This window comes from Roseburia intestinalis L1-82, assembly GCF_900537995.1.
In the GTDB taxonomy this organism is placed as follows: Bacteria; Bacillota; Clostridia; order Lachnospirales; family Lachnospiraceae; genus Roseburia; species Roseburia intestinalis.
The window spans coordinates 258,643-271,340 of record NZ_LR027880.1 but is presented as its reverse complement, the minus strand read 5'-3'; the positions used below and the strand labels follow the sequence as shown (position 1 = coordinate 271,340).

The 12,698-nt window shown below is 42.4% G+C and carries 7 protein-coding genes; 1 reads left to right on the top strand and 6 read right to left on the bottom strand.

Annotated elements, in window-relative coordinates; all coding sequences use genetic code 11:
* Positions 1–23: 23 nt before the first annotated feature.
* From RIL182_RS01265 to RIL182_RS01255, 3 genes are all read right to left on the bottom strand, one after another.
* The gene (locus RIL182_RS01265) at positions 24–3,113 is read right to left on the bottom strand and encodes an alpha-mannosidase (protein ID WP_006856875.1); all 3,090 of its coding nucleotides are present in this window, start codon (positions 3,111–3,113) and stop codon (positions 24–26) included.
* 103 nt (positions 3,114–3,216) lie between these two features.
* A complete protein-coding gene (locus RIL182_RS01260; protein WP_006856874.1) occupies positions 3,217–5,472 on the bottom strand; it encodes a hypothetical protein in 2,256 nt (751 codons plus the stop codon).
* Between the two features lie 15 nt (positions 5,473–5,487).
* Positions 5,488–7,569, bottom strand: coding sequence for a type 1 glutamine amidotransferase family protein (locus tag RIL182_RS01255; RefSeq protein WP_242655552.1), 2,082 nt, complete (start codon positions 7,567–7,569; stop codon positions 5,488–5,490).
* A 307-nt stretch (positions 7,570–7,876) separates the two neighbouring features.
* Between RIL182_RS01255 and RIL182_RS01250 the strand changes: the two genes are divergently transcribed.
* Positions 7,877–9,046, top strand: a complete 1,170-nt coding sequence (locus RIL182_RS01250) for an IS110 family RNA-guided transposase (protein ID WP_134522979.1) — start codon at positions 7,877–7,879, stop codon at positions 9,044–9,046.
* 218 nt (positions 9,047–9,264) lie between these two features.
* Here RIL182_RS01250 and RIL182_RS01245 read toward each other — a convergent pair whose 3' ends face one another.
* Genes RIL182_RS01245 through RIL182_RS01235 form a run of 3 tightly spaced genes read right to left on the bottom strand, consistent with a single transcriptional unit; the run spans position 9,265 to position 12,697 of the window.
* Entirely contained in the window at positions 9,265–10,251 is a 987-nt protein-coding gene (locus RIL182_RS01245; RefSeq protein WP_006856800.1) for a glycoside hydrolase family 130 protein, read from the bottom strand.
* A 14-nt stretch (positions 10,252–10,265) separates the two neighbouring features.
* Positions 10,266–11,729: an ABC transporter substrate-binding protein gene (locus RIL182_RS01240; protein ID WP_006856799.1), complete on the bottom strand. Its 1,464-nt coding sequence runs from the start codon at positions 11,727–11,729 to the stop codon at positions 10,266–10,268.
* A gap of 47 nt (positions 11,730–11,776) precedes the next feature.
* On the bottom strand, positions 11,777–12,697 hold the full coding sequence (locus tag RIL182_RS01235) for a carbohydrate ABC transporter permease (protein WP_006856798.1): 921 nt from the start codon (positions 12,695–12,697) through the stop codon (positions 11,777–11,779).
* Position 12,698 lies beyond the last annotated feature (1 nt).

The window sequence follows — 12,698 nt, the reverse complement described above, 5'->3', positions numbered from 1 at the left end:
AATCTGAATGCCTCTATATGATTTTAAACGAGTTTTACAGTAACAACTTCATACGGTTTCAGTTGTACACAAACCACTCCGTCTTTCAACTCTAATTCTGCTTCTTCCTCCTCGAGCAGATTGCAGACAAACGCTTTGTTGTAGTTCCCCTCAACTACAAGATTTGTCTTTGTGAGTGCATTTTCGCTCTCATACATACGGATAATGATGCCATGACCGGACTCTGCACACTTGATCGTCTCTAATACAACGTTGGACCTGTCCACAGATGCTTTTGACAACAGGCTTCCCGGCTTTCCTCCTGCCACTGCAATAGCCGGCTGGTTCAGGTCATATGCCTGCTCCACGGTCTTTGCTTCCTGCCATTTTTCCGCATGCGGATAGATTGCATAGGTAAAATAGTGCTCTTCCTGATCTGCCACCGGATTCGGTTCGATGCCGGATTTAATCAGTGTCAGTGCCATATCAGAATCCTTCACGGAATGTCCATATTTGCAGTCATTTAACATGCTGACTCCGTAGTGACCTTCCGAGAGATCGATCCATTTCTGTCCGCAGCTCTCAAAACGTGCTTTATCCCAGCTCGTATTGGTATGCACTTTGCGTGTCAGATTACCAAACTGTACATCAAATGTTGCTTCATCGGTATGTACATTGACCGGGAAATGTACCTTTAACAATGTCTGATGCTCTTTCCAGTCCACATAAGTCTCAAATTCGATCCTTCTGCTGTCTGCATAGAAATGGATCTTCTGGTGGATCACAGAATTGCTTTCTTTCCGCTCCATCTCTAACGTTGCACGCACCGGACCGCACTCTGTCCATTCCATAGAAATCACATCATTGACATCCCAGTACTTTTCGGTATAGTAAATATCCACATCCCAGTTATCAAAGCACATCGGCTTATCCTCGTACATGCGGAACTGATTGCCTTTTTTGCCATCCTGCAGTACTTCCCTGTCGTTTTCCTTATCGTAGATGCGGTCAAAACGTCCCTCCGCATCCAGATGGATCGTATAAAACGGTGTCTCAAGCGTATGGTCATCCACAAGGACAAACGGTGTTTTCTGCTCAATTTCACTGGATACAGCTGCAAATGTCTTATATCCTTTTGACGGCAGATGCTCTACATAGACCACTGCACCTTCTGCAGTCTTCTGTACCGGATAGATCACGCCCTCTGCATCCTTTAACGCTTCCGCATGGATCTCCCCAAGTTCTACGATATCACTGCGGTCGTGTCCGGTTGTATTGAAAATAGTGATGCCTTCGTCATCTCCCACGAGTGCATGGAGACGTTCCTCTTCCAGTGCTTTGATCTCTTTCTGAAGTGCAGCGTATTCTTCCTTTGTCACCTCATATACTTCATGGATCGCAGATCCAGGCAGAATATCATGGAACTGGTTGATCAGGACTTTTTTCCACATGCGGTCGAGTTCTTCTGCCGGATACGCTGCCTGTGCCTGTGCTAAAACGGACAACAGTTCCAGATCCATCAGACCAAGTTCTGCCTTACGGTTGCTACGTTTATTTCTCGCCATGGAGGTATAAGTTCCGCGATGGTACTCAAAGTAAAATTCACCTTCCCATACCGGCAGGCGTCTGTCACCTTTCACGCGCTCCTCAAGTTCTTCAAAATAGGTGCGTGAAAATTCCTGGCGTACTTTCGGAATCCCTTTGATTCCCTTTTCCATGCGGATCGAAGTCTCAAGCATTTCCCTGGTCGGACCGCCGCCGCCATCGCCGTAACCGTAGGAGACTAAGATATCGTTATTGATGTCCTTATTCTGGTAACGCATCCATCCTCCCATGATCGCATCCGGGTGCAGCATGCCATTATAGGTCGTAAAGTAATCTTTGATCGGCTGGCTCACGCCAAGGGTCGTGATCAGGTGTGTCAGCACCTCTGTTCCATCGATTCCGCGCCACATCATCGTATCGTAAGGTACTTTATTGAACTGGTTCCATGCCAGTTTGGTTGTCATAAAATAATCGATTCCGCATTTTTTCATGATCTGCGGCAGTGCCCCGGAATAACCGAACACATCCGGCAGCCAGAGGATACGGTTGTCCACGCCAAATTCCTCTTTAAAAAAGCGTTTGCCATGCATAAACTGACGGACGAGGGATTCTCCCGATGTCAGGTTGCAATCTGCCTCGACCCACATACCGCCTTCCGGCTCCCAGCGTTTCTCTTTGATGCGCTGTTTTGCTTTCTCGTACAATTCCGGATAGCGCTCCTTTAAAAATGCATATAACTGCGGCTGGCTGGACATGAACTTATAATTCGGGTACTCGTCCATCAGCTTTAACACAGTTGCAAAGCTGCGTCCGACTTTTTCCCTGGTCTGTGCCACAGTCCACCACCACGCAACATCGATATGCGTATGTCCGATACAGGTTGCGATCACATCCTCATACCCTGCCATATCCTCATAAAGTGCTTTCTGGATATAAGCAGATGCTTCCCGCACACTCCGGTAAAAGCCTTCGGAATACGGGGTCCTTAGATCCAGCAGATTGATCGTCTCATTGAGCACATACTCAATATCCTTGCGGTTTTTATCATCTGCTTCCATACGGGAAAATGCTGCAAGCGGAACCCACAGGTCATAATAGAGTTTTTCGATCTCTGCATCGATCTCCTCGATCTGTGTGCGGAGCGCAAATTCCTCATGCATGATCCCGGTATATGCCTGCAGATCGATGGTCAGTGTCTCTCCTGCCTTTCCGCTTCTTGTGATCAGGCACTCCCTGTGGTTCATATCGATTCCCTGATAAACCTCCCCGTTCACAAACACGATAAACTGCGGATTTCTTCCGTCATCCCACTCGTCGATCTGGGAGGAAACGCGGATCCATATGCTTTTGCCATCCAGCTCCTCCGGAACGGTATAGGTCGTGCGAAACCAGTAATGACGGTCCTTGCCATACCAGTGCATGGTCTTGCAGTCAAAGTTTTCCCAGGCTGCCTCGTCCTTTAATGCATCCTCCGGGTGAATAAAGTTTCCTTCCTTGTACTCCCACTGTGTCAGTGGAAATACCTGTTTTACTTTTAATTTCTTAAGTTCGTTGCAAATTACACCGACTCTTTTGTCTAAGAAATCCATATTTTCCTCCTTGTCTTGTTTTCTTTCTATATTAAGATCGTTTCCAATCTTTATATAAGTTCCATGATGCAGCCCATTAAATTATCTGGCAGCTGCATTAGCATCATGATTCATACTTTAATTTCCCTGTAATATGTACTTTTTCGTTGTTGCTTCTGTAGGATAACAAAACCGTTCTGCTTTTCTCATCCCATACAGACTGCAGTTCCATGTTTTTCCCGCTTTCTGTATGTGCACATAAATCTTCCGGTTTCCCTGGCAGGCGGATCCTCATATTCACCTGAATGTGATCAATTGCCTTCGCCTCAATACTAAGCTGTCCGTTTTCACATGCCATATTTTCAATACGCGCTGCCGTTGCGATAATCCTTACATCTTCTTTTATCTTTTCAAGATCAAACAGCAGCTTTTCCTGCCCGGGTTCTACCAAAACCCGCTCCACGACCGGATATTTATCTTCATACAGATCCACAAACAGACCCTCTTTTGTATAAACCGATCCCGTATCCGATTCCTGCATGGACGCTATCACAATATACGGATCCCTTCTTACCGACAGATAATTGCACATATTCCAGTGATATCCGCCCATCTTAAGTCCTTCCCGGATCCAGTTGCGGTATTTATCTGCGATCGCTTCATTCACGCTTAACAGCGCAGGAACTTCATTCCATACGAGAACATTTCCCTCTCCGATCCGGTAACATCCATTGGCTGGTTCCTTATCCATTCCAAACTCTGCAAAAAGATGTTGTGCAGGCGTGTCGCAGGAAAATTTCTGCCACCATTCCTGTAAATAATTATATGGATCAAAGTCTTTTCCAATATAAAAAAGTGTGCCTCCCTGTTTTACCCATTCCACCAGTTTGTGATGAAATTCTTCACTTTCCGGTTTCATAAATTCATAACTTAAGATCAGATACCGATATTTTCTCAGATATTCCTCATAGCGGACCATGTGATCAAAATAGACCGGCTGTATCGGTAAACCATATTTTAATAATGGCAGTGTCAGACCAAACCAGTCCGGGAATGCGCAGCATTCTTTATACGCATATTCCATTTTTTCCATGGATAAAAGAAGCTGACGTTCTTCTTCCTTTTGAAAAATAAGACGGTTCATCCAATCTTCCATCCCCGACAGATTGATCTTCTGCCCATGATGTTCCACTTGATCCGGGTATGTCCGCTGGTACATACAGCTATCTGCTAAAAATACACCAACCGCATCTTTTTCTGTTTCGCTCTCCTCTTTGGTCATATCTCCCAGTGTCTGTATCATACCTGCCAGAAATGTCGCGTAGGTATCCGGGATATTTTTTGCACCTTCCATATCCTCCGTCGGGATCATTCCCTCCGCAAGACCGACTTTTCTGGGATATCTTCCTTTAAACACCCTGTTTGGCCACGGACACACCTCGTAGTGATCCACATCCGGCCAGAATAAAGCTGCTGTCAGGGTCTTTTTGTATTTATCTGCATACTCTTCCCAGCCATGTTCCGGGTTATCTTCCACCGGATCCTGTAAAAACCATACTTCCTTATCTGTCCCTTTAACCAGTTCCTGCATGATGCCATACTCTAAATACGCCGTCTCAAATGTTCTGCTCTTATAATGGCCCTCATATACGTTTCCTGTGCCGCTCGTCCCCGTCCATACCTGTGCGATAAAACCATCCACCTCATCAACATCCAAAAGACGGCTTTCCGGACTCATGATCTTCCATTGTGCATAATTTACCAGACTGTGCGTCGCCACATAAAAATGGATCTCTTTCCCCGTTTTTCTTCCATACTCTTTGATATTTCTGCTGAGATGTCTGACAAGCCTTCCATATAAATATGCTTTTAATCTGGAACTGCGGTACTTCGCATTGATATTTGTATGGGGCGGCTCCCAATCCACGCCATAATATGCCAGATATTCTTTTTTAAATGCCTCCGAATATCCTCCCGCTTCCCAGAATTCGGGTTCTTCCATATAAATTTCTGTGATCCCTTTATCTATGAGAGCGCATAAGTGTTCCGTCAGATATTGGATAAAGGACCGTGTCGGCACCATATATGGCGTATCGACCCCGTGCAGGATCGGGTTTCCGTTCCGGTCTGTCTGACATTCATCCCAGTGTTCCTTTCCGTCCCACCTGCCGCACAGATATTCTTTATAATTTCCCCAGGCGCACCCAAGCATTAAATGTACCTTATAACCCCGCTCTCTATATTGCTGCATCCGGGATTCTAAAGATTCATTCAGACCATAGACCATTACAAAATCCGTCTGAAGGTCAATCTCTGATGACCACGGTTCTATCTCCTGAAACCCCGTTTTGATTTCTTCTTTTTCTCTTATAAAAGCCATACTTTCACCTGCTCTTTATTCACGCTCGATCCATACCGCGGAATGTGGCAATAACACGGTATCATTCACTGGATTTGTAAATTTCCGGTTTCCTTTTAAATTTCCAATCTCATACGGTGTTGACCGATGATTTACCAAAACCATTCCCGTCTCAAACACACCTGCTTCAATGCCTCTTTCACAGATTCCTGAAACAGGTTTTCCACATACCCCTAACAGATCTTCCAACAATGTACTTCTTGCCTGAATGATCGGATACATTTCTTTATTTCTCTGTTCATATGGTACATGTGGTATATTCTTTGCCACATAAGAAGCACCTAACTGTACTCCGCAGGAAATAACCTTTCCTTTTTCAATTTCCTGCATAACAATACATTTGCCCGCATCGTCTGCATATGCACTAATACATCTGCCTGTCTCATATCTCTGAAATTCACAGCCCTGTGGAATGACAGGCTTTTGATATATGTACGGTGTTTTTTCACATGGGATGCCCTGGATGCCAAAACAGTTTTTACTTAAACCACAGTCTGGTCCATGTAGCACAACTCCTCCATTTGTCACCCATTCCCGGATCATTTTTTCCATGTCTGTGTGTTCTTCTGCAAAATAACAGTCATTGGATGGAACAATCAGCATTTTATAGTCGTTTAATTTATTCTCTAAAATGTCATGATAGCTGATGACATCGGTCTGATACCCAAGATCACAGCATATTTCATACCACCCCAGCATATCCAGCCGGCGGATCTCATTATTTTCCACATCAAACGGTTCATAATCTGACATCTCGGATGGAAAAAGGATTGCGATCTCTTTAAATTTACTTTTTCCCCTTTTTGGAATCACTTCTGCACACCAGGTATTTCCCCTTCTCAGTGAATCTAAAAAGTCATCTTCCATGCGATTTAGCACACCGCCATCATCAAGTCCGTTCATCCCATAGGAAGTGTAGCCATCTACCCCGCACGCGGTCATGGTACCCACAATTTCTTCCGGTGTTAAAAATGCATACAGATCCCGGTAAATATAACGTCCCCAATAGATACCGCCGATACATTCTTTTCCTTCATTCATCACGCGCATCATACTGTGCTGGCAGGAAGTGACATAGGCATCCGGACTCGCATCCGGTCTTGCCGGAACTGTTATGAAATGGCAGGAATCCACATATGGACTGATCGCATACATATCGATCCCCCGCATTGCAGTATCCCACAATTCACTGTAATCCGGATTGTCACTGTCACATTGTTTCTGGCTGTACACATTTAAAAAATATCCCCACTGCGACAGATCCGGACAAAGGAATAATTCCGGGTGGTCTTTTTTGAGGCGTGTCTGCATATCTTTAAAGTACAGCCGCAGTTCTTCTATTTTCCAGGACATGTTATCTTTCCATATCCAGAACTTCTTTGTTCTTTTTCTGATATCCTCTCCGGTATAACAGCTTCCCTCTCCATAAATCACAGAATACCAGTAATCCTCTGGTTTTAACTGCTTAAAATCATCGATATCCAGATCGTACCTCTCATTGAATAACGATATATTGTTTTTATATTTCTCTTTTAAAAATTTCTGATAGCGTTCTATTCCATCCTGGTCAAAACTTGGCGCTGCAATCGGATCCCACATCGTACATGTTGGAAGGACCTGTTTTTGTCCCAACCGGCAGGTGGTACAGCCCTCCCCGTACATTTGAAGGATCTGGTCTACATGCTCTGCCATCGTTTCTCTCGCAGTATCTGACCAGTACTTGTACCATTTTCCACCTTTTTGATCTATTGTCACGACCTCTTCCCCAAATACAGGTGGACTGAAACGGATATGCGGGTACAAATTATCGCCATTTAAATATAACACCAGGAAATTATACGTTAATCCATGTTTCAATGCAGACTGCCCCATATATTCCTGCATTTTTACATATTGGCTCCGTTCTCCGGTTTTATAGCGTTCCCTGAAATCTTCCCAGTCTTTTGTGTCAAACATAACGCTGTTATAACCAAGATTTTTGATCAGTTCCATCGTCTCATCCACAAAATCCGGATCGTCATATCCCGGACTGTAAAAATTTCCAAATATTACATTCATATATGGTTTTCCCGAATTTTTCTCTATCATTCTTTTCTTGTATGATAATTAGGAAGTTAATTATCACATATTTCCTTTCTTTTAATATCGTGGTTCAATACAATTCAGATACTATGGACTTTTGATTTGTTTTCTGTAGCTTGACTACTCAACTGGAGTGTATTGCCACTACCTTTATCTGAATTGTTTATTAGCTGGATGTTGCCGGAGTGTTTTTCACTCAGAGTACTTATTTCTATCAAGTCTACGATGATAATCGTTGGTGGACATCATGGTATCAGACTTTAGGAAAGGGAGGTACAACCTCATGAAAATTTACGTAGGCATTGATATTGCCAAACTTAATCATTTCGCCGCTGCGATTTCTTCCGACGGTGAAATAATCATTGAGCCGTTCAAATTCTCAAATGACGCTGATGGCTTCCAACTGCTGGTCTCTAAACTCGAATCATTCGATAAGAACAGCCTCATCATCGGTCTTGAGTCAACGGCACACTACGGTGACAACCTTGTTCGATACCTTGTTACTGAGCTTTACCAAGTGTGTGTGTTGAACCCCATCAAAACCTGTCAAATGCGAAAAAATAACGTTCGCAAAACTAAGACAGATAAGGTCGACACTTACGTGATTGCTAAAACTCTTATGATGCAGGACAACCTCAGATTCGTCAGCTTCTTCGATCTCGATATGATGGATCTTAAGGCATTGGGACGTTTCCGTCAGAAAACCATAAAGCAACGTACCCGATTGAAAATTCAACTGACAACCTATGTTGATCAGGTCTTTCCGGAGATTCAATACTTTTTCAAATCCGGTCTGCATCAACACGCTGTCTATGCTTTATTAAAAGAAGCACCTTCTCCAAAAGAGATTGCTTCCATGCATATGACTCATCTGGCTAATCTGCTCAAAGTGAACTCACACGGACACTTTACCAAAGAACAGGCCAAAGAATTAAGAGTTCTCGCACAGAAGTCTGTCGGTGCTAACGACAGCGCTATATCTATTCAGATAACTCAAACCATTCAACAAATCGAGTTACTGGATAGCCAATTAGAAAAGATTGAAGCTGAGATGACGGATATCATGAAATTCAACGATTCTGTCATCATGACCATTCCTGGTATCGGTTATATCAATGGTGGAATGATTCTTGGTGAAATAGGTGATATTCACCGTTTCTCCAATCCTAACAAGCTGCTTGCTTTTGCCGGTTTGGATCCTTCTGTTTATCAGTCTGGTAACTTTCAGGCTAAGACAACAAGGATGTCCAAACGTGGCTCTCGTGTTTTACGATATGCCCTTGTAAATGCAGCTTGGAACGTTGTCAGAAACAACGCAACCTTCAAGGCTTATTATGATGCCAAGAGGGCTGAAGGCCGGTCTCACTACAATGCACTTGGGCACTGTGCCGGCAAGCTTGTCAGAGTCATCTGGAAGATGCTCACTGGCGAAGTAGAATTCAACCTCGAATAAGAGGCCTGTATACCAATATCGATAGATTTTGAAAAAGCACCCTAAGGGAGCTCTATTAAAGTTACCCTTTTTTACCACCGATATGAAAAAGAAATTTTTTGCTAATTTATGGTTGACTTTTCATAGCTGGTCTCCCACTGTTGTTTCCAGAAATTTTTTGCAAAAACAGAGCTGTCACAAATAATATTATTATTATTTTGTAACAACTCCGTTTTTTATTACATACTTTCCATGCTTTCCATTAATTCATTTACTGTCGTAAACGCAAGTCCTGTAACTGTATCTGCACAGCCATAGTAAATTGCAATTCTTCCTGTTTCTGCGTCCGTAAGCGCAGCACACGGAAATACGACATTCGGAACATCTCCCATACACTCATAAATTTCATGTGGTGCCAGAATATAATTTTTTGTCCGCTTTAAGACTTTCCATGGTTGTTCGAGATCTAACAGTGCACAGCCCATACGGTATACAAAACCGTTACAGGTGTTGATAACACCGTGGTAGATCACAAGCCATCCTTCTTCTGTCTCGATCGGGATACAGCCTGCACCAATTTTGGTTGACTGCCATGCTGACTCGTCCCCTTTGATGGTTCCCATCACATATCTGTGAACCCCCCAGTGTTTCATGTCAGGACTTTCACTGACGAAGATATCTCCAAACGGCGTATGCCCATTATCACTTGGACGGCTTAGCATATAGTAGTTTCCATTGATCTTTCTCGGAAAAAGAACTCCATTTCTGTTAAATGGCAAAAATGCATTTTCCAACTGATAAAATGTTTTAAAATCAAATGTATAACCTACGCCGATCGTTGGATATCCATGATATCCATTACACCAGGTGATATAATAGCGGTCCTCTATAAAACATACTCTCGGATCATATCTGTAATCTCTTTTTCCAATCTCTTCATCATCACAGTGGAATACGATCGGATCATCCGAAATATCCCAATGGATCCCGTCTTTACTAAACCCTGCAAAGATATCCATACTGATCGATCTGCTGTCGCAGCGGAATATTCCTGCATATCCATCTTCAAACGGAACGACCGCACTGTTAAAAATGCTGTTTGAATTTCTGGTCGCAAAGCGATCAATGATTGGATTTGCTTTATATCTCCATACAGGAAGTTTATCGTTTTCGTCCTTGTCTTGCCATGGCATATCCGGCAATGCTTTTCCTACTATTTTACTCATATTTACTGTTCTTCCTACTGTTTATTTGCTAAAAATTCATCAATCTGTGACTGTGCCTCATCTAAGACATCCTGGAATCCTGCATTCATTAATTCCTCTTTGATCTCCGGAACTGCTTCCTTCGGATCTCTTACACCTGTGAGGACTTCACTCTTGTAACGTAACCATACTTCTGTACAGTTTGATAACTGATCCTCAACGTTTGATGTATCAAATGTAAATCCTAACAGAACAGATGGTACTGCATTTTCATTTAACTCTTTCACTTCATCCCACTGATTTACAGTGTCTGTATCCTGCTGTGTAACGGTAAAGAATGTTCCCTGTGTATAACCTGCCATTGTCCAGTCTTCATTGAGTTTGTGAACTTTATTGTCATCTGTGTACTCAAAGTTTACTCCCTCTTCTCCATAGTAGAACATATCCCTAAGAGTCGTATCTGTATTTACAAGATCTAAGAACTGTAAACATTTCTCAGGATATTTTGTATTTGCAGAGATCATGTTAATAGAACCGCGAACTGTATCATTCGATAAGATCGTATCGCCAATTTTTGCAACCTCAACATCTTTTCCCATCTGTGGACCCCAGGATGTCTGTGCTGCGGTAGACCATCCCTGTGCCACTCTCCAGACATTATATACACGGCCTTCGGAAAGTGTAGATGCATCCGGATTGATAATACCGTCCTGATACCACTCATGAATGGTCTCTAACTCTGAATAAATATCATCCTGTTCCAGTGTATAGCATACTTTCGCATCTTTATCATTGTACTTTACACCAAGTGCCTGGCATCCGGCACCTAACTGATCATAAGTATCAAAGATATAATACAGACCATCATTCTTTACATAGACCGGATAATCATTGGTATCACTTTTGATCTGCTTAAAGGTATCTGTCAGGGAAGATATGTCTGTCATAGATTCAATATCAAGATTATACTTGTCTACGATCTCCTTATCCCAGATCGCATAATTGGATAATGAGCTGTCTTTGTAGGTGGGAACTGCATAAATCTTTCCATCGATCGCTACTGCATCCCAATAGTCACTTGGCATAAGTTCCTTCAAGCCCGGCATGTTATCATCGATCAGATCTGTAATGTCATAATAAGCTCCGAGTTTTGTATCAGATGTATAAACATTTCCGTTGCCGAAAATAATGTCATAATCTTCATTGGTACTGATAATGATATTTCTACGGTTATCCCAGTCTCCCCAGGCAACTACTTCCATATCAATATTTACACCTATTTTTTCGCCGACATAATCATTCACTTTCTTTACCCAGGAATCATAGTTATCCGGCATTCCACTTCCAATTGTGACCCACTTCAAAGTAACGATATCATCGCTTTTACTGCCTGAAGCGGTGGAGTCCCCCTGGCTTTCAGAACTATTTCCACACCCTGCGAATAATCCTGCGGTCATCATTGCTGCAAGCCCCAATGACACAATTCTCTTTTTCATCATAAAATTTTCCTCCTAAATCTGATATCTCTTATTTTGTTTACACGGTATCATCCTTTTACAGAGCCGATGGTCAGACCTGAAATAAAATACTTCTGGAAAAATGGATATACACATGCAATAGGAACCACGATAATAATAGCGATCGCCATTCTCACACTCTCTGTCGGCATACTTGCTTTATACTGCTGCAATGAAAGCCCGCCATATGGATTGTTCGCTATATACTCAATATTGTTCTGGATATTATTCAGCATAGACTGTAATGTCTGTAAATTCTTGTCTGAAATATATAAGGATGCCTGAAACCAGTCATTCCAATATCCAAATGCCGCGAACAGTGCGATTGTTGCAATGATCGGCTTTGAAATCGGTAAAATGATCTGTGCAAAAATTCGAAGCTGTCCTGCGCCATCAATTTTTGCCGATTCCACGATGGAATCAGGAATCGTCGTTTTAAAAAAGGTTTTACAGATTACAATATTAAATGGCGATACCGCAAGCGGCAGGATCAATGCCCAGATAGAATTTCTCAAATGCAGGATATTTGTATTAACAACGTATCCGGCGAGCATACCACCGTTGAAAATCATCGGGATAAAAATCACCCAGGTATAAAAACTTTTCAGTTTATAAGTATTTCTTGAAACAACATATCCCATCGTCGTTGTCAGCAGTACTGACAAAATAATACCAAGCGCGGTAACCAGAATGGAAATGAATGTTGCATGTAAAATAGTTCCTCTTTCATTCCACAGAAACTGATATGCCGCTGCCGAAAGTTCCTGTGGTATTAACTGATATCCATTTTTCTGTATTGATGTCTCACTCGAAATAGAGATAGAAAACACAAATACGATTGGAAAAATACACAACGCTGATAATATAATAAAAATGATATTAAAAAACACATTCGTGCTTTTTTTAATCTGATTAAGTTCTTTTTCTTTTCTTAATTTGTTGCGTGCCATA

Coding starts and splice junctions, on each gene's coding strand:
- RIL182_RS01240 (WP_006856799.1), bottom strand. CDS start 11,729: ATGATGAAAAAGAGAATTGTGTCATTGGGGCTTGCAGCAATGATGACC.
- RIL182_RS01255 (WP_242655552.1), bottom strand. CDS start 7,569: ATGAATGTAATATTTGGAAATTTTTACAGTCCGGGATATGACGATCCG.
- RIL182_RS01235 (WP_006856798.1), bottom strand. CDS start 12,697: ATGGCACGCAACAAATTAAGAAAAGAAAAAGAACTTAATCAGATTAAA.
- RIL182_RS01260 (WP_006856874.1), bottom strand. CDS start 5,472: ATGGCTTTTATAAGAGAAAAAGAAGAAATCAAAACGGGGTTTCAGGAG.
- RIL182_RS01250 (WP_134522979.1), top strand. CDS start 7,877: ATGAAAATTTACGTAGGCATTGATATTGCCAAACTTAATCATTTCGCC.
- RIL182_RS01265 (WP_006856875.1), bottom strand. CDS start 3,113: ATGGATTTCTTAGACAAAAGAGTCGGTGTAATTTGCAACGAACTTAAG.
- RIL182_RS01245 (WP_006856800.1), bottom strand. CDS start 10,251: ATGAGTAAAATAGTAGGAAAAGCATTGCCGGATATGCCATGGCAAGAC.